Origin of the sequence: Rhodococcus sp. 21391, assembly GCF_016772255.1 — a bacterium.
GTDB lineage: Bacteria > Actinomycetota > Actinomycetes > Mycobacteriales > Mycobacteriaceae > Rhodococcus_F > Rhodococcus_F opacus.
On record NZ_CP063781.1, the window covers coordinates 4,969,538 to 4,986,627 of the forward strand.

The window sequence follows — 17,090 nt, forward strand, 5'->3', positions numbered from 1 at the left end:
ATCCAGTGACGTCGCAGTCGTTCGGCGTGCGGGCCAGATAGCGGCGGTGCAGGCCTCGGTCGCGTTGGCCGCGGTACTGTTGGTGGTCGGGGCGGTGGTCTTGTTCGTCGATGTGCGCGTACAGAATCAGCAGATCACACGGCAACTGGTATCGGTCGCCGCCACTGCCGATGACGTCAACGACCCGCCACCGGGAATGACTTTGGCGCTGCGCGACCTATCCGGCAACGTGTCCGTGGGAGCTCACGCCACCGTGACCCTCGGGTTGCTCGCGGGCCCACCAGGTTTCTCCGATGTCGATGTCGACCATCGGCACTATAGGGCACTCGTCGCGGACAACACCCACGGCCGGGTCGTCGCACTGATCGACCTCGAGCCATTTGAGACAGGTCGCAACCGACTGCTGCTCTCCCTCGGGGTGGCCGAACTCGCTGGTATCGCGGCATCGGTCGGTGTGGTGATTCTCTTGACGCGCCGTTCCATCCGACCGTTGACGCAGGCGTTGGACCTGCAGCGACGTTTCGTCGCTGACGCCTCGCACGAGTTGCGGGCGCCCTTGACAGTCCTACAGACGCGTGCGCAGCTACTGGACCGCCGTCTCGATCGACTCCCCCCAGAGGAAATCAAGAAGCAACTCGGCGGATTGGTCGAGGACACCCGGGCACTCGGCGACGTCGTGGAAGACCTACTGGCTTCGGCGTCATTGACCACCGGATCCGCGCCGAAGGAGAAGGTCGATCTCGCCGCCGTGGCCGACAGAGTCCGCGACAGTATGTCTGTGCACGCGAAGTCTCTAGGAGTCACCCTCGAGTTCGAGCGCTTACCTTCCGACGCCGTCACCGAGGCCTTCACCGTCCTCGGCTCCAAAACTGCGCTCCGCCGGGCGGTGACATCCCTTGTCGACAACGCATTGACCCATCAGCGTTCGGGCGGAACAGTCCTAGTTCGGGTGCGGCGAGACGCCGAGCAGGTTGTCGTCGATGTTCGCGACACCGGTGCTGGACTCGACCCCTCGATCACGGGCACGCTGTTCAGTCGTTTCTCACACGGCGACAATCAACCTGGCAGTGGGCGCCGCTACGGAATCGGGCTTGCCCTCGTCCGCGAGATTGCACACGCCCACGGTGGAGAGATCACCGCCGCCGCAAACCCCGACCAGGGCGCGACCTTCACCCTCACGATTCCTGCCGCACCAACCGACCACTAGCTCGAGTTTCCCCCATGAATCACTCCGCCACTTCCTCTGAGCGGCACAGATATGCGTTTCCTCGCACTGGAATTCACACCGAAGTCTCCCGCGGTGTGATGGGCCTGCACCCAACGGGAGTCGCGGTGCCGGCCACTCCACCTCTCGCCCCGGGTGACTACCGACACGCGGCCTCGTAGCGGTTGCCGCGATGGGCGGCGAATAATATTCAGCGCAATCACATTGCGTAACCCGACGCTTACGATTCTCAGCACAATATCAGGCACTCCGCTTCGACAGAGACCGCCGATCGAACCGCCGCGCAATCGGACAAATTTCCTCAGCTAGCTTTCAACAAGTCCAGCGTACTGTGGGAAATCCTGACTGATCAGCGTTCTACCCCTGATCGGTGGCTTCGCGGCATCTACAAATGCCGTTGCAGTGCAGTGTGTAAGAACTGGATATCGATGGACCCGAAACGAAACAGGATTGCTCGTGCGCACCAAATTCACGGAAATTCGATTGACCATGGTGACCCCTCCGTCCGTCTCGGCACGAATCGCTCCGCGTGTTCGTCCAAAAGCGCTAATGTCGCCGATCGCGACGACATTGCGTGACGCGCCGATGGCGTTTTTGCGATTCAATTACCGATTGATGCGTATCCCCTTGCAATTGGTGGAAGATGTCGCGTCCACAGAACTCGATGAGCAGGCACCGACTCGCCTCGCCTACGAACAACTGTTGATTCAGTACGATCGAGTAGCAGGCCACCTCCTCAACGACGAGGACGCCCAGGACCGTGCGGCAGAACTGCACCGGCATACCGTGGCCGTCCGAGCCGCGATCGCCCGCGACCATCAGCGAGTCGACACTGAGAGCGCAGCGCTCTTGGATCTGCAGCGTGCACGGTTTCATCAGCGCCGCACAGGCACCGACCCAGCGTAAACCTCTCCACCACCGTGCCGGGATATGGAGCCCGCGTTCGTGTTCGGACCGGGAAACTGGGGCACACGTGATGTTCTCGGTTTCTTGGCCACCCGGATCACGATCTACCGCCGAGCAATATGCGCCATATGCCGCGGCGACGCCGAGGTTGCGGAGCAGGTACGCCGGACCGTCGTCCACGAGGTCGGACACCACTTCGGCATCGACGACACCCGACTCCACGAACTCGGATGGTGAGCCAACCAACTCGCCCCCCGATACGGCGGCCTAACCCCTCACAGGTGACACGGCGAGAATCGACAGCGAGGGCCCGACGGGTTCCTCACGGCGACGTGATCATTGATACCGGCCACCGCATCGGCCCCGCGGCGCAGATCCAGATTATCCTCCAGGTCGGCGATCGTCGCGATAAGAGCAATGCAGCCGCCGTTGGCCGATCTTCCGACGATGGGAAATTGCTCGAGTTCCGCAAGGGACTACGTCGCGGATTGCGCTCCCACTATGTATCCGAGTCGATGGATACGCCACGTTCGGTTGACCGCAGACACTGGCACAGTCACACCCCCACCCACCTCGACGCGCTGCGTCGACCTGGGAAAATGCCGAGGTCTAAGGGTGTCGACGCTCACGCCGCGGCCGCGGTTGTCCAGCGCATGCCCTGGAGTTTGTATAGTCTCATCGGCGCTCGGAACGACCTCTGGAGCGGAGTCTAAATAGTGACGAGGGGGCTCTGGTGCTGGTGCGACTTCCTGGGGTATACCCCGCGCAGCATGATTCATGGGCGTTGGTCGAAGCTCTGAAACAGGAGGCTCTCGGGCCCGATTCTCGAGTGCTCGATCTGTGCGCCGGTACCGGCATTGTGAGTGTGCGGGCAGCGGAAGCGGGTGCCGGGCAGGTGACGGCGGTTGACCTGTCGCGGCGCGCGCGGGCGACTACGTGGATGAACACCCGACTGCACGGTCGTTCGGTGCGAGTGGTGCGCGGTGACCTCACCGAGCCTGTCCGCGGCGAGCGTTTCAATCTGGTGGTGTCCAATCCCCCCTACGTACCCGCCGAGAATGACCGGGTGCCGGTCAGCGGGATCGCACGATGCTGGGATGCGGGCAAGGACGGTCGCGCGTTGCTCGACCGGATCTGTCTGCAGGTCCCGGACGTTCTCGCGGCCGACGGGGTGCTGCTGCTCGTGCAGTCCTCATTCAGTGGGATCGAGAAGTCCCAGACGATGCTCGAAGAACAGGGTCTGCGCGTCAATATTGTGTCGCGGATCGATATCCCTTTCGGGCCGGTGCTCGCGGCCCGAAGGGACATGCTCGTCCAGCGTGGGGTGATCGATGTGGGGCAGCACTGCGAGGAGCTTGTCGTGCTGCGGGCAGTCAAGTGAGGGGTGGTGCGGGTGCCGTCGCCCCGACTCTGACGCCCCACTCGTCGCGTCGAGTCGAAGACTCGACATCCTCGCCGGCACCGCCCTCTGTGGTTCGACACAGACCAGATGCGACGAGATCCGCGAGGCGAATGTGATCACCGGTAACGACCTGCCCGGGCCGGGGGCGCGCGTGATCCCTCTGACGGCGGCGCAGCGCTCCATATGGTTCGCCCAGCAACTCACCCCCGACGTCCCGTACGTGATCGCCCAGTATGTGGAGCTTCGCGGACCGGTCGACCTCGACCTGCTGGCCGAGGCCAGCGAGCAGGCACGCCGCGAACTGGGCGGAGGATTCATCAAGCTCGTCGACGTCGACGGGCACCCGCACCAGGTCCTGGGCATGACGTCGGCGAAGCCGGTGCCCGTGGTCGACTTCCGTGGCGACTCCGTCGAGGCGGCCCAGGCGTGGATGCGGAACGAGAGCTGCGCGCCGATAGAGATGTACGGCGAGTCGTTGATCGTCTCGCACATCCTGCAACTGGCCGACGAGCACTTCTACTGGTATTCACGCGCCCACCACATCGCGTTGGACGGGTATGCGGCGATGATGTCGATGCGCCGGGCAGCAGAACTGTATGTCGCCGCAATCGACGGCGTCGAAGCCCCGCAGCGCCAGATGATCGACCCGGAACAGATAGTGCAGGAGGACGCGGAATATCGCTCCTCCCCGCGTTTCGGTCGGGATCGTGACTACTGGCACCGTCAGGTGCTCGAGCTTCCCCCCGTGGTCAGCCTCAGTCCGCACACAGCGCCACCCGGCGCAACGGTTCGGGTGGCCAGTGATTCCCTTCCACTGGGTGGCCCTTCGACCCGGAGGCTCGCGCGCAGGAGCGGCCAAAATCCGACGGCGCTGATCGTGGCCGCATTCGCGGCTTACCTCGCCCGGATGACCGGTGTCGACGATGTCGTCCTGTCACTGCCGGTGTCTGCGAGAACATCGGCCCGGCTCAGGGCCGCGGGTGGTTCGGTATCGAACGTTCTTCCGCTGACGCTGAAGGGAATTGGCTCCGCCACGATCACGGAGGCGATCGGGGTGGCCCGAGCTGCGCTGACGACTGCACTGCGCCATCAACGGTATCGCCGCGAGGACATCGGACGTGAGATGGACTCGGCAGGAAAAGGGTTCGCCCATTTCGGCCCAGTCCTCAATCTCATGCTCTTCAAGCAGGAGATCACCCTCGGCGCGGTGACCGGCCGGGTGCGGGTGTTGACCACCGGGCCCACCGCGGACCTGTCGGTCAACATTTACCCCGGAGTCGCCGATTCGCTCCCCCGTGTCGATTTCGAAGGCAATCCGACACTGTACGACGAAGCGGAACTGCGCAGCCATCACCTCCGATTTACTACCTTCCTGAGATCGTTCACCGCGGCGATCGACACGGACCTCCCGGTCGCCGATCTCGACCTCTTCGCCACGGGTGAACGCGAACAGTTCACGCCGGCCATTGGTCTCGCGGACAGCGATCCGATCACGCTCGATCGACTTCTCACGGCCACGGTCGAATCCCACCCGGAGGCCATCGCAATCCGCGACCGCGGACGGGCGGTGTCCTATGCCGAACTCGACTGCCGCGCAATCCAGGTCGCTCGGACCCTGATCGGGCACGGACTCGGACCAGAAGACCTGGTTGCGGTTGCGGTGCCGCGGTCGTACGAGTCGGTCCTGGCACTGTGGTCGGTCGCGAAGACCGGCGCCGGGTATGTGCCCATCGATCCCACTCATCCGGTCGACCGGATCGAGTACACGCTCGGCGACTGCGGTGCGGCGGTCGGGCTCACCGTGTCCACCGAGCTCGAGCGTCTGCCCGATAAACTCCGGTGGCTGACCCTCGACGACGGCCACCTCACCGGCGGTGATGCTGGTCCCGGCTGCGCGACGGTAGCGGACCAGCATCGCGTTCGTTCGCTGCTCGTCGAACACCCCGCTTACGTGATCTACACCTCCGGGTCCACCGGACGTCCCAAGGGTGTGGTTGTCACCCACCAGGGTCTGGCAAACCTCGTTCAGGAGATCCGCGACAACTACTCGGTGTCCGCACGCTCACGCGTGCTGCATTTCGCCTCACCCAGCTTCGACACCGCGCTGGTCGAGGTTCTCGCCGCGTGCATCGCCGGTGCCACGCTGGTCGTAACGCCCCCCGAGGTATATGGAGGACAGGAGCTGGCGTCGCTCGTACGCGACGAACACATCACCCACCTCCTATCGACACCCTCAGCATTGGCATCCGTGGACCCGACGGGGCTCGACGACGTGGAGCTCGCGCTGGTCGGCGGCGAAGTGTGCCCCCCGGAGCTGGTGCGGCGCTGGGCCGGCGGGCGGGCAATGCGCAACGCATATGGGCCCACCGAAGCGACCTGCAGCGTCACCCTGACCGCCCCGATCGCACCAGAGCAGAGAGTGACTATCGGATCCCTCATGCGCGGGGTGAGCGCCGTGGTACTCGACCACCGACTACATCCGCTGCCACCGGGCGCGGCCGGCGAACTCTATCTCGCCTCCGCAGGAGTTGCCCGCGGCTACCACCAGCAGCCAGCGCTGACCGGATCACGGTTCATCGCAAATCCGTTCGGCAAACCCGGATCCCGCCTGTTCCGCACCGGCGACCGGGTTCGCTGGACCGGCGAGCACACCCTCGAATTCTTGGGCCGCACCGACGGACAGGTCAAGATCCGCGGGTTTCGCATCGAGCTCGGCGAGATCAACGCCGCATTGCACCGACACGACGACGTCACCTTCGCCACCACCGTGGTGCATCAGAACCCGGCCGGTGATCCCGTCCTCGTGTCCTACATCATGCTCCGCCCCGAGGCGGCAACCACACCCGGAACTCTGAAAACGGAAGTGGCCCGGTTCCTTCCGGACTACATGGTTCCGGCATCGATCATGTTCCTGGACACGGTTCCGCTGACACCGACCAAGAAGCTCGACCGCAGCGCCCTTCCCGCGCCCGAGTTCGGCTCCGCCCCGGCATCGCGCCGCGACCCTACGACGGCAGCCGAACGCAGCGTCGCCAACGTGTTCACCCGGATACTCGGAGTGCATCCGGTGGGTACGGACGATTCGTTCTTCGACCTCGGCGGAGACTCTCTGTCGGCCACCCGGGTGGTCGCGGCGATCAACGCCGAACAGGGCACCACGCTCGGGGTGCGCGAACTCTTCGATACGCCCACGGTGGCCGCCCTCGCGCAGGTCGTCACCGAAGCCTGTGCTCACCGGGCTGACGACGACAGTGCACCCCGCCCGCAGGTGCGTGCCGTGACGGTGCCCGATCGCGTGCCGTTGTCGCCGTCGCAACAGTTCATCGACCGCACGATCACCACACCCGCGTTGTTCAACATTCCGTTCACCGTCAGGGTGGTCGGCGAACTCGACACCGACGCCCTGCGGCTGGCTACCGCGGACGTCCTCGAGCGGCACCGATCGCTACGAACGGTGTTCCCCGACTCCCCCACCGGACCGCACCAATGTGTCCTCGACGTCGCTGACGCCCTCCCCGATCTCGCCCCCGTGAAGATCCCGGCCCGAGACGCCGACGAACCGATAGCGCGTCTCCTCGAGACCGGGTTCGATGTGCGCGAGCAACCGCCGCTGCGCGCCGGGCTGTTCGCGCTGACGACTCGCGAGCACATCCTGGCGTGCGTCATCCACCACATCGCGGCGGACGGCTGGTCGTTGGCGTTGCTGGCCCGCGATCTCGTCGCCGCGTACACCGCCCGCGCCGCGGGCGCGGCGCCGGAGTGGGCGCCCGCCGAGGTGCAGTACGCGCAGTACAGTGTGTGGCGACGCGAACTCCTCGGCGCCGAGACCGACACCAAGAGCCTCGCATCCCAGCAAATCGCGTACTGGAAAACGGAATTGGCGGGACTTCCCGGCGAACTTTCACTGCCGGCCGACCGCCCGCGACCACGAGAATGGTCATATGGTGCGGGCCGTGAGAGCTTTCAGATCGATCAGCGCACCCATCGCACCCTGTTGACCCTCACCCACCAGCAGCACGCCTCTCTGTTTACCGCGCTGCGTTCGGCCGTGGCCATGCTGCTCGCGCGGTTGAGCGAGGACCGCGACATCGCCATCGGCACCCCGGTCGCGGGCCGCGGGGATCCCGCGCTCGACGACGTGGTCGGCATGTTCGTCAACACGATTGTCCTGCGTACCCACATCGACCCGGGCATGGGCTTTGCCGAGATCGTCGATCAGTCCCGCGACGTGGAACTGCGTGCCCTCGCCCAGTCCGAGGTGCAATTCGAGCGGCTGGTCGAGGTGCTTGATCCACCCCGCTCAGCATCGCTGCATCCGTTCTTCCAGGTCGCACTGTCGCTGAACAACTTCATTCCCGCCACGTTGAATGCCGACGTGTTGCGCTTCGAGATCACCCCTCGGCCCCTCGACATCGCCAAATGCGACCTGCACTTCCATTTCACCGAACGCCACGACACAGCGGGGCAGCCCGCCGGCATCGACGCCGAACTCGTGTACTCGACGGACCTGTTCGACGCCTCCACCGTCCGGTCGTTCATCGACGGCCTGCAGGTCGTCCTCGCAGAGATCGCGCCATCAACCCTGCACCGCCCGGGTCTGCCGGCCAACCGGTAGTTTCCTCCGGCCTCAGCGCTTTCTCAGCGCGACCCGCGATACTGGCGTCATGTCTACTGTCAGCGGCTTGCCCGCCCACGTGCTGCTCGTCCACTTCATCGTGGTCCTGGCTCCCCTGACAGCGATCCTGGTCATCGTGTGCGGTCTGTGGCCCGCCGTCCGACGTCGACTCGTCTGGCCCACCCTCGTCCTCGCCGTCGTGACCACCGTCTTGACCCCGCTGACCACCGACGCCGGCGAATGGCTCGAGAAGCACGTCGCCAGGTCGGCCACCGTGCACACCCACACCGAACTGGGCGACACGATGATCTATTTCTCCGCCGCCCTTCTCGTGGTCGCACTGGCCGTCACCGCGGTCCATCTCCGCGAACGAAAGACGGACCCGTCACGGGCGCTCACACTGGTCGTCGCCGCCCTCGCGCTCGTCGTGGCAACAGCGACCATCGTTCAGGTCTACCGAATCGGCGAATCGGGTTCGCGCGCCGCCTGGAGCGACGTCATCACCACCACCGGCTCCGCCCCGTAAACGCCAGCCGAATAGCAACGGGTGCTAAAGGAAGAGGCAGCCTGATGAGGGTGCTGATCGTCGAGGACGAAGTTCCGCTGGCGAATATGGTTCGCCGCGGCCTCGAACTAGACGGATTCGTAGTGGTCACCGCCACCACCGGAGAGGACGGTCTCTGGCACGCCACCGAGGACAAATTCGATGTGATCGTTCTCGACATCATGCTGCCGGGAATCAACGGATATGAAATTGTCCGCGAACTTCGCGCCAGGCAGATCTGGACCCCGATCTTAATGCTGACCGCCAAGGACGGCGAGTACGACCAGGCCGACGCGTTCGATCTCGGTGCCGATGATTACCTGGTCAAACCGTTCTCTTTCGTGGTGCTTGTCGCCCGCCTGCGCGCGTTGGCGCGCCGCGGCGCACCAGCGCGCCCGGTGTTGCTGATCGCGGGTGATCTGAGCCTTGACCCGGCGCGGCACCGGGTCAGGCGTGGTAACGAAGAGTTGGCACTGACTCCACGCGAATTCGGGGTCCTCGAGTTCCTGTTGCGGCACCCGGACACTGCCCTGACCAAGGGTGAGATTCTGCGCAACGTGTGGGACACGCACTACGACGGCGACGAAAACATCGTCGAGGTGTACGTCGGTTATCTCCGTCGGAAGATCGATACGCCCTTCGGCACGCACACCATCGACACGGTCCGCGGCGTCGGATATAGGCTCACGACAGTTCAGCCGGAGTCACCGGACTCGCCGGAAGGGTGACCACGACCTGCACCCCGCCCTGCACGCTCTCGCCGATCCGTACCGAACCTCGATGGGCGGACACGATTTCCGCGACGATGGCCAAGCCGAGGCCGGAGCCGCCGCGGTCGCGTTCACGGGCGTTCTCGAGTCGCACGAACCGTTCGAAGACCCGGGCCCGATCGGACTGCGGGATGCCCGGCCCGTCGTCTGACACCATGATCTGCGCGGTGGTCCCGCGCCGTGACACCTCCGCGTGAACAGAATGTGCCGCGAACCGGACGGCGTTGTCGATGAGGTTGCGCACTACTCGTTCGAGTTGGGTGACATCGCCGCGGATCCGCACGGGGGTCAACGACGCGGTGACCATCTTCTCGGTCTTGCCGCGAGCGCGGTGGACCTCGGTGTCCAGCACGTCGTCGAGGTCCACGTCGCCGAGTCGGAGGGGCAGACCGCGCTCGTCCGCGCGGGCAAGCAGCAGCAGATCGTCGACCAGCAGGTGCATCCGGGTGACCTCGGGCAGCAAGGTTTCCCGTACGAGTTCGCGGTCGAGTAGTTCTGGGCGGGCATCGGCGAGTTCCAAGGCCATGGTGACGGTGGCCAGTGGGCTGCGCAACTCATGTGATGCGTCGCCCACGAATCTGCGTTGCGCGGTGTGGCCGGCCTCGATGCGGGCGAGCATGTCGTTCATGGTCCGCGCCAGCGCCGCAATCTCGTCCCGGGGTGCGGGCACCGGAATCCGTTCACCGAGTTCGGTACTCGAGATCGTGGCGACCTGGGTGCGGATGTGTTCGACCGACCGCAGGGAGCGCCGTACCAGTTTGTAGGTCACCACTGCGGCAACGAGGGCGATGACCGGACCACCGAAGGCGAGAAGCCCACCAACCGTGGCGAGGGTGACTTCCACCGGTTCCTCACTCGCCGCGACCAGGACGGTGTACTCACCCCCGACGCCGCGGGCGCCCTGCACGGTGATACGCAGATCCGCACCATGCTCGGCCCGCCCGGTCAGCCCCGGAACCGGCGGACCACCGGCAGATGGTCGCACATCGCTCGCCGGGGCGCCGGGGTCGGTGTCCGATGTCCGCACCACCTGCCCGGCGGAGTCGACGACCTGAACGAGCGTGATGCGCTGATTGGTGTCGAATAGCTGACTGTCGAGGTCGGCCGGTTGGTCCGACCGCAGGCTGGTGGTGATGTCCTCGGCTCGAGCGGTCGCGGCGTCGTCGAGTCCCGAGAGCAGGGACCGGTCCAGCACGAACAGCAGCGCCGCCGCCCCGAGCGCCAGGGCGATCGTCACGACCGCACCAGCGACCAGCGCGGATCGGATCGCCAGCCCCCACTGCGACGGCCTGAGCCACTCGGGTACCGATCTCATGGCGCCATCATCCGCCATCCGGTCCTTCCTGGACGCCAACTACAACCACCGCAGCGGCGGACACCAGATGGGTCGGCGCTCCTCTCAGCGTCATCACAGCGGCGCGGGCAGATACTGACGATGTGGGAACGCCGCCACGTCAGGATTGGACACTGATTTTCGAGCGGACCATGCGGACGGCTCTGGTGGGGGGCATGGCCGCGCTCGCCGTCCTCTGGTCCGACCCGGCGATAGCCGACCCGGTGCCGGATGGAACGATCCGCTACGTCGCCATGGGCGATTCCCGCGCCGCGGGTCCCTACCTGGCGCCGATCTCGCTGCACGACGGTTGCTTCCGGTCGGTCGAGGGATATCCGGGGTTTGTGGCCGGGGCGCTGGGCGCCGACTCCTTCACCAACGTGTCCTGTTCGGGAGCGACAACCGAGAATCTCACCACCACGTCCCAGTTCACCGCCACCGGTGCGGTACCACCGCAGATCGATGCCCTGCGACCTGACACCACGCTCGTCACAGTCAGTATCGGCGGCAACGACATCGCGTGGCAGTCCCTGGTGGCACCGTGTTACACCACCGTCCCGGGCACCGACGCGCACTGTCGCACCGACCCGGAGACCATCCGTGGTATGAACTCCGCACTCGCCGCGCTGGAGCCGAAGGTGTCCGCGGCACTGGCCGCCATCGAACAGCGTGCTCCGGCGGCCCAGGTGCTGCTCGTCGGTCACGGCGGTATCTTCGGAGCCCGAAGTTGCTGGCCGAACATCCCCACCAGCGACGCCGACGCAGCCTGGATTTCGGGCTTCTTCGTGAGGATGAATCAGGTTCTCGCCGCCGCGGCCACTGCCACCGGCGCCCGGTTCGTGGACGTTGCGACCGCCGCCATCGGACACGATGCCTGCGCCGGACCCGATCAGCGATGGTTCGAAGGCCTGCTCCCGCAGTCTTTCGCCGAGTCGTTGCACCCCACCACCGCCGGAATGCGGGCGATCGCCGCCCGCGTCCTCACCGCTTGGGGTGCATCCCCCGAGTAGGCAGGCCATTGAGCAGTGGCTTGTGTTGTCACCTTCCATCTCGTGTTGCCGCCTCCCGCTCTCCCGGCGCTCTCCGGTCCGGCTGGGGCACCGAGATCGACCGCCGATCGAGGCGGGTTCTCGGGGGCGGATTCTCATTCCGGCCGGGGTTCTCTGGTGTTTCCCCGTTGAGGGTGAAGTGAAAGACATCGCGGAACCCCTCACACTCGGATGGGCGCTCGGGCGGTCAGGAACGTTGGTGTACCGGTTCCCGCTCGGCTGCGGTCTGCTGGTGACGCAGGTGGGTGTAGACGATCGGGGCCAGCAGGATCGCAGCCAGGACAGCCGACGACCCGACGGTGTCGAGCTCGAGACCACCCTTGTCGTGCGGCTTGCTGAACAGGTCCCCCACAGTGGCCCCTAGCGGGCGGGTGAGTACGAACGCAGCCCAGCACAACACGGTGCCCGAGATCCGGGTGAAGTAGTGCGCCACCAGGATCAGGGCCATCAGCACACCGATCAGTGCGGCCCCGCCGGTGAAGCCGAGACCGGAACTGTCGGCGAGAAAATCCCCGAGCGAGGTACCGAGGGTGTTGGAGAACAAGATCGCGATCGAGCAGCTCACCGCGGAAGGTGGTGATCTGTTCGACGTCGAATGTTTCTCCGCACCGGCTCCAGATCATGAACACACAGGCCAAGCAGGTGATCAGCAGCAGGGCGCCCTTGGCGTAGCCGAGGGCGGCGGACCGGTTGAGGAAGTCGGACATGGTGGTGCCCGCGGTGCTGGTGGAGACGATCACGGTCCAGTAGAGCGCGGGATGGAATTTCTTCGCCTTCATCTGCGTGATCAGGTTGACGAGAAACAGGGCGATGAACAGCACCGAGGAGACGGCGTACCCGACGTCGAGGGTTTGGGCGAGCAGGTCGCCGCCGTCTCGCCCAGGGTGGTGGCGGCAATCTTCATGATCCAGAAGACCACAGTCACCTGGGGCAGCTTCTTCATTGGTATCCAATCCGTGCAGAGCGCACCCGCAGACACTTGCCTCCGGGCAGGCCGAGGACGAGGTCGGTGGGGAACGAGGTGGTCGGGAATGTCGTTGTGGCCGTCGAGGTTCACCGGGTGAACGGTGCGCCGGGACGGGCGCACTGGCCCGGATCGCCGGTGGACGTCGGGATGCTGTCCGGTTGAAGGACCGCACCCTGTCCTCGACACCGGGCCCGCAGCCCGTTGATCACCAGCGGCAGAATCGACACCAGCACGACGGCGATCAGAATCATCTCGATGTGACCGCGGACGAACGCGATTCCGCCGAGCAGTTAGCCCAGCACCGGCACCCCGACTCCCCAGGCAATGCCGCCGATGACGTTGTAAACGGCGAAGGTGCGGTACCGCATCCCGGACGCGCCGGCCATCACCGGTGCGATCGTGCGGGCAACGGGAACGAAGCGGGCCAACAGGATCGTGCGCGGCCCGTAGCGATCGAAGAACCGCCGCGACTGCTCGAGTTGTTTCGGACCGATCCGCTTGGCGCTGGGCCGATGAAACACCGCGTCCCCGGCCCGCCTGCCGATCAGAAACCCGAGTTGGTCACCGACGATCGCCGCGGCCGGGACGGTGAGCAGCAGCAACCACAACGGCGCGAACGGATCCGGCTGGGCGGCGAAGACACCGGCCGTGAACAGCAACGAGTCGCCCGGCAGAAAGAAGCCCACGAGCAGACCGGTTTCGATGACCACGGCACCGAGGACACCGAGCAACCCCAGGGTGCCCAGCAGCGTCGACGCGTCCAGTAACCCAATTCCGAGCGCCACATTCATGCCGCGCGTCCCATCGTCGTCGGGTCGCTGCGACCCGAGTGCGTGTAGTTCTCGTCCGTACTCGCAGCCACCCGGGCGCGGGTCCGGTCCATCCAGATCGTGTAGAGCGCCCCGCCGATTACCGCGGCGAGGCCACCGAGGAGAATCCCGCCGACCACGTCGGCCAGCCAGTGTTCACCGAGGTACAGGCGCGTCACCGACACCACCACGGTCACCCCCGCGGCCGAGATCAGCAACAGGGCACGACGGGTCGGCGGCAGACCGTACCCGAACATGACGGCGGCCATCGTGAACAACACCATCGCCCCGGTCGCATGCCCGGACGGAAACGAATGGTCCGTCTCGAGCAACACCTGGGACACGATCGGGGGGCGAGTGCGCCCGACAACAGATTTCGTCACGGTGGAGGCCAGTGCCGCCGCACCGACGGTCCCGATGAGAATCAGTGCGGGGATCGGTGAGCGGGCCCGCCGAGACAGCACCGCGCCGATCGCGACCGCGGCGATGATGGTGCCCGCCGGTCCGCCGGCGTCGGTCACCGCGATGGCCGGCCCGGTCACCCAGTCCGACCGGTGTCCGGTGAACCAACCCAGAACCGCCGGATCCGCACCGGTCAACCAGCCCCCGGCCCTGACCTGATAGGCCAACGCAACGAACACCGCCGCCAATCCGGTGCTCTGCAGGACGGTCACCGCCGATCCGGCCGGGCGGTGATCTCCCTGCAGGCTCCGCCAGACCGACGCGCTCAGGAACAGCGCCATACCCCCGACCAGTACGGCCACCGCCAGGGTCGTGGCACCGCCCTGATGGATGTCGGCAACCACCTCGTGGGCCCGCCCGAGCAGATTGGAATGAATCGGTGCATCGTGGGCCGTTGCCAATGACACCGGGGGTTGAACTGCTTCTCTCACACCCGCAGTATCAGTGTTCGCCGCTGTGGAGCCGCTGAGAGCGGGACGGCGATCACACCCGGCCAGCCCCGGATGGGGAATTTTCGCACGAGCAAGCGCACGATCCCAGGGACGTTCGTCGGTCGCAACCCGACACCGATGGTGTTGCGGCCGCAGAGAAACCTTCCGTCCCTGCTGGGACGGGCAGGAAGTGTGACTGCGGTCCGTCACCGCCGCGGTCTGCCGCCCGAGGGTGCCGGTACCTCGTTCGCAGCTCTCAGCCAATCCTCAGTGTGAGAGGCTTACCGTCGGAACGGGTTTCCTTGTGGCGGATGCTCTTATGACGGATACGGAGTCACCAATGGTCGATCCAGTCTCCGAACCTGCGCCGGACGAAACGCCCACCCGAAGCGTGCCCGCCACCAGTAGATCCGCGGTCCCGTCGGCCCGGGCGAGACCCGTCAGCAACGCCGGTTGGGCCGTGGCGTCATTGCTGTTCGTCTGGCCGCTGGCGTTCTCGGCCTTCCACCACGCATTCGAGGTCTATCCCCGATGGGCGGAGGGCGATATCGACGGCGCCGAGTACGCCTCCCGCCGGGTGCGCAAGCTCGGGCAACTGTCGCTGTGGATCTTCGGCGGCTTGCTGCTGCTGGCGATCGTCCTCTACGCGATCGCCGTCATTGTTCTGATCGCGCACGGCGGCGAGGGAGGCGACTGGCACCACCGCGTGCGCGACTGACCGCGGGAGAAATGGTCTGCGGTGAGCGATGGACTTTCGTACATTCGTCGAGTCGAGGGAGCGAGGGTGCCCACGCTCCCCCGACGACACCAGAGCAGAACACAGAAGGTCCGTCTGCGCTACCCGCTCTCAGCGTTTCCACAGCACCCGCGCACCAGACTGGAAGGGTGTCCGGCACTCTGCCCCTTGTTCGGGAGATGGTCACCGAGGTCGTGACCGAGACCGCGACGATGGAGATCGCTCTGACGGTCCTCGGAATCGCGCTTGCGGTGTTCGTCGCCGGTATGGTTGTCACCGGGTCCGGGCAGGCGAGCGGGCTGCGCACCGCGGCGTTGGCCCTGGCGTTGGGCATTGTCTGCGTTCACATCCGCGACGGTGGGTGGCTCACCGGTGCCGACCGCTCCATCACCTCCGTGCTGACGGCACACCACAGTGCAGGACTCGATCACGTTGCCACCGTGGGCATCGCGGCGATCGCCCCCGCGGGCGCGATCGCCGCGGCCGCGGTGGCCGAGATCGTGCTGATCCGGCGCCGTTGGCCGGTGCCGGTCGCCTCGATCATGCTGGGTGCAGTGATGGGCGCCGTATTCTCGGCCGCCGCCCTCGACACCGGGAACGCGTTGCCGGCGAACTTCAGCGCGACCGCCACGGTGCTGGGTATGGCGGCGGTGATCGCCGGTATCGGCCGCAGCCGCACCTTCCGGACGCTTCTGGCCGCAGCCGTGGTGATCGCGGTCGTGTCTCTCGCCGGCGCATACCTGTATGTCGGGACGCCCCTGACCGAGGTGGCGGCGGGAGTGCTTGTCGCGGCGATCTGTCTGACCGTGGGGCATACCGTGCTGGCGGCGTTCGCCGCACAGATGCCACATCAGCACTCTCGAAGCGGCTTCTCAGGCTGGGTTCGTGCCGGCTCATGAGGTTCTCCGGTCTCGCGGCGCCGGAGTGGTTGATGTTCGCCGCCGTGGTGGCCGCGCTGTCGATCGGCTACCTGTGGGTACTGCGCCTGCGGCGCAAACACACTCTGCGGTTCACCAATCTGGAACTCTCGAGACCGTCGCACCGACCCGGCCCAGTTGGTCGCGGCACGTACCACCAGCTCTGCTACTGGCGGGACTGCTGCTGCTGACCGTCGCCATGGCCGGACCTCTGGCGCAGACCAGAGTTCCGCGCAACCGTGCCACGGTGATCCTCGCAATCGACGTGTCACTGTCGATGCGCGCAACAGACGTGCCACCCTCGCGGCTGGCCGCAGCCCAGGCCGGCGCAAAAACGTTCGCGGACAACCTCACCCCCGGCATCAACCTCGGACTGGAGGCGTTCGCGGGGACGGCGTCGATGCTGGTCTTACCGATCACCGACCACGCCGCAACCGACAACGCCCTCGACCATCTGCAACTCGCCGAACGGACCGCGACCGGAGAAGCGATCTTCACCGCCCTCCACGCGATCGACACCCTCGCCGGCGTACTCGGCGGAGGCAGCACGCCGCCGCCCGCCTCGCGAAGGAGCACAACGTCCCCATCTCCACCATCTCTTTCGGCACCACTGCCGGCGCGATCGACCTCAACGGAAGCAACATCCCCGTCCCCGTCGACGACGAGTCTCTGCGACGGATCGCGGAGTTGTCCGGCGGTTCGTTCTTCACCGCGACCAGCGCGGACGAGCTTCAGGCCAGCTACCAGAATCTGCAACAGCAGATCGGCTACGAAACCCACCTCGCCGACACCAGCCGACCATGGCTGATCCTCGGATCCATCCTGATCGCGGTGGCGGCCGGCACCGCACTCGTTCTCAACCAACGCCTACCCTGAACACGCGGACCGCTGCGAGCACACGCCCACGGCACCATGGTCGGCGAC

The 17,090-nt window shown here is 65.9% G+C and carries 13 protein-coding genes and 3 pseudogenes; 11 read left to right on the plus strand and 5 right to left on the minus strand.

Features of this window, described 5'->3' with window-relative positions; genetic code table 11:
- The first annotated feature begins 46 nt into the window (after positions 1 to 46).
- From GO592_RS23055 to GO592_RS23085, 7 genes and pseudogenes are all read left to right on the plus strand, one after another.
- Entirely contained in the window at positions 47 to 1,207 is a 1,161-nt protein-coding gene (locus GO592_RS23055) for a sensor histidine kinase (RefSeq protein ID WP_007297732.1), read from the plus strand.
- A gap of 474 nt (positions 1,208 to 1,681) precedes the next feature.
- Complete coding sequence (locus GO592_RS23060; RefSeq protein WP_371737049.1) at positions 1,682 to 2,131, plus strand: hypothetical protein; 450 nt, start codon at positions 1,682 to 1,684, stop codon at positions 2,129 to 2,131.
- A gap of 78 nt (positions 2,132 to 2,209) precedes the next feature.
- Positions 2,210 to 2,368: pseudogene (locus GO592_RS23065) on the plus strand (metallopeptidase family protein); the annotation flags it as partial.
- Positions 2,369 to 2,864: 496 nt separating this feature from the next.
- Positions 2,865 to 3,512, plus strand: coding sequence for a HemK2/MTQ2 family protein methyltransferase (locus GO592_RS23070; RefSeq protein ID WP_039951378.1), 648 nt, complete (start codon positions 2,865 to 2,867; stop codon positions 3,510 to 3,512).
- A 133-nt stretch (positions 3,513 to 3,645) separates the two neighbouring features.
- On the plus strand, positions 3,646 to 8,148 hold the full coding sequence (locus GO592_RS23075) for a non-ribosomal peptide synthetase (RefSeq protein WP_007297736.1): 4,503 nt from the start codon (positions 3,646 to 3,648) through the stop codon (positions 8,146 to 8,148).
- Positions 8,149 to 8,197: 49 nt separating this feature from the next.
- Positions 8,198 to 8,674, plus strand: coding sequence for a DUF2231 domain-containing protein (locus GO592_RS23080; protein ID WP_039951380.1), 477 nt, complete (start codon positions 8,198 to 8,200; stop codon positions 8,672 to 8,674).
- A 44-nt stretch (positions 8,675 to 8,718) separates the two neighbouring features.
- A complete protein-coding gene (locus GO592_RS23085; protein WP_007297738.1) occupies positions 8,719 to 9,420 on the plus strand; it encodes a response regulator transcription factor in 702 nt (233 codons plus the stop codon).
- On the opposite strand, the gene GO592_RS23090 is transcribed toward GO592_RS23085, so the two are convergent.
- Entirely contained in the window at positions 9,377 to 10,777 is a 1,401-nt protein-coding gene (locus tag GO592_RS23090) for a sensor histidine kinase (protein WP_007297739.1), read from the minus strand. The two genes, GO592_RS23085 and GO592_RS23090, sit on opposite strands and share 44 nt — an antisense overlap.
- A 194-nt stretch (positions 10,778 to 10,971) precedes the next feature.
- Here GO592_RS23090 and GO592_RS23095 point away from each other — a divergent pair, with 194 nt between their 5' ends.
- A complete protein-coding gene (locus tag GO592_RS23095; RefSeq protein ID WP_007297740.1) occupies positions 10,972 to 11,805 on the plus strand; it encodes an SGNH/GDSL hydrolase family protein in 834 nt (277 codons plus the stop codon).
- Positions 11,806 to 12,031: 226 nt separating this feature from the next.
- Here the strand turns inward: GO592_RS23095 and GO592_RS23100 are convergent.
- The 4 genes and pseudogenes from GO592_RS23100 to GO592_RS23110 form a co-directional block, all read right to left on the minus strand.
- A pseudogene (locus tag GO592_RS23100) lies at positions 12,032 to 12,787 on the minus strand (hypothetical protein).
- Positions 12,788 to 12,897: 110 nt separating this feature from the next.
- Positions 12,898 to 13,062 (minus strand): hypothetical protein, encoded by a 165-nt coding sequence (locus tag GO592_RS44600; protein WP_237720429.1) that lies wholly within the window; start codon positions 13,060 to 13,062, stop codon positions 12,898 to 12,900.
- 39 nt (positions 13,063 to 13,101) lie between these two features.
- Positions 13,102 to 13,602 (minus strand): DedA family protein, encoded by a 501-nt coding sequence (locus GO592_RS23105; protein ID WP_237720430.1) that lies wholly within the window; start codon positions 13,600 to 13,602, stop codon positions 13,102 to 13,104.
- Positions 13,599 to 14,513, minus strand: a complete 915-nt coding sequence (locus tag GO592_RS23110) for a phosphatase PAP2 family protein (RefSeq protein ID WP_237720431.1) — start codon at positions 14,511 to 14,513, stop codon at positions 13,599 to 13,601. The genes GO592_RS23105 and GO592_RS23110 overlap by 4 nt, the downstream gene beginning before the upstream one ends.
- Before the next feature lie 340 nt (positions 14,514 to 14,853).
- Between GO592_RS23110 and GO592_RS23115 the strand changes: the two genes are divergently transcribed.
- The 3 genes and pseudogenes from GO592_RS23115 (at position 14,854) to GO592_RS23125 (ending at position 17,042) form a co-directional block, all read left to right on the plus strand.
- Entirely contained in the window at positions 14,854 to 15,231 is a 378-nt protein-coding gene (locus tag GO592_RS23115) for a CD225/dispanin family protein (protein ID WP_007297743.1), read from the plus strand.
- A gap of 167 nt (positions 15,232 to 15,398) precedes the next feature.
- Positions 15,399 to 16,148, plus strand: coding sequence for a hypothetical protein (locus tag GO592_RS23120; RefSeq protein ID WP_193385479.1), 750 nt, complete (start codon positions 15,399 to 15,401; stop codon positions 16,146 to 16,148).
- Positions 16,145 to 17,042: pseudogene (locus GO592_RS23125) on the plus strand (VWA domain-containing protein). The gene GO592_RS23120 and the pseudogene GO592_RS23125 overlap by 4 nt, the downstream one beginning before the upstream one ends.
- Positions 17,043 to 17,090: the final 48 nt, after the last annotated feature.

Excerpts from the sequence above, each read along its gene's own strand:
- GO592_RS23080 (WP_039951380.1), top strand. The coding sequence starts at position 8,198 with ATGTCTACTGTCAGCGGCTTGCCCGCCCACGTGCTGCTCGTCCACTTC.
- GO592_RS23085 (WP_007297738.1), top strand. The coding sequence starts at position 8,719 with ATGAGGGTGCTGATCGTCGAGGACGAAGTTCCGCTGGCGAATATGGTT.
- GO592_RS23090 (WP_007297739.1), bottom strand. The coding sequence starts at position 10,777 with ATGAGATCGGTACCCGAGTGGCTCAGGCCGTCGCAGTGGGGGCTGGCG.
- GO592_RS23095 (WP_007297740.1), top strand. The coding sequence starts at position 10,972 with ATGGCCGCGCTCGCCGTCCTCTGGTCCGACCCGGCGATAGCCGACCCG.
- GO592_RS44600 (WP_237720429.1), bottom strand. The coding sequence starts at position 13,062 with ATGATTCTGATCGCCGTCGTGCTGGTGTCGATTCTGCCGCTGGTGATC.
- GO592_RS23105 (WP_237720430.1), bottom strand. The coding sequence starts at position 13,602 with ATGAATGTGGCGCTCGGAATTGGGTTACTGGACGCGTCGACGCTGCTG.
- GO592_RS23115 (WP_007297743.1), top strand. The coding sequence starts at position 14,854 with ATGGTCGATCCAGTCTCCGAACCTGCGCCGGACGAAACGCCCACCCGA.